General features: G+C 63.7%; 1 protein-coding gene and 1 pseudogene. Both read right to left on the bottom strand.

From position 1 onward, the window contains the following. On the bottom strand, positions 1-286 hold a 286-nt coding region (locus KVT32_RS28140; protein ID WP_217619205.1), incomplete at its 3' end, for a hypothetical protein. A 193-nt stretch (positions 287-479) separates the two neighbouring features. Beyond that, positions 480-678, bottom strand: a pseudogene (locus KVT32_RS28135) (dihydroxy-acid dehydratase); the annotation flags it as partial.

The raw sequence follows: 678 nt of genomic DNA, 5'->3' as shown, positions 1-678 counted from the left end.
TCATCGCCCCTGCAACGGCGCGGTAGTCGACGATATTCGCCAGGGTCGATTCCGAATGTCGATAGCGGGTCCCGGGAAAATCCAAAGGAAAAGCAACGGCAGGGATGCTCTTGATAACTGGCGCCGGATTGAACATGCTCGCCGCGGTTTGCCAGGTTGGGCGAAAAATCTTCCTGGCCCGGCTCGGACGATCCGCCGCTTGCGCAGGACTGTCGATCGCCCTGTTCCGGGCTGCACCTGTTCGCCAATCCGACCACGCGATTGCCTCGGCGTTGCGATGCGCCATGATTTTTCCCGTAGCCGATGACGTTTACGAACTCGACAGCAATTCACGAGGCTAAACTCGAATTGACGGATTGGCAATGCGATCTGGATAATGCGCTACATGAAAAAAGCCGGCGCGCAAGCTGCCGGCTTTTGTTTTTTTCAACGCGACGAAGCTGCCGCATCGCGCATCGGCCTGCCGATGCCGCGCCGCCTCAGCGCTTGAGCTGGGCCAGGTCGCGCACCGCGCCGCGGTCGGCCGACGTGGTGAGCGCCGCGTACGCCTGCAGCGCCTGCGACACGTGGCGCTCGCGCTCCAGCGGCTGCCATGCCTGGGCGCCGCGCGCTTCCATGACGGCGCGCCGTTGGGCCAGCGTGTCCGAAGACACGCGCAGGTCGATGGTGCGCGCCGGG

The organism is Achromobacter sp. GbtcB20 (assembly GCF_019091095.1).
Taxonomy (GTDB): Bacteria; Pseudomonadota; Gammaproteobacteria; order Burkholderiales; family Burkholderiaceae_B; genus Achromobacter; species Achromobacter mucicolens.
The sequence above is the reverse complement of the archived record's forward strand: the minus strand, read 5'-3'. Positions and strand labels throughout refer to the sequence as shown.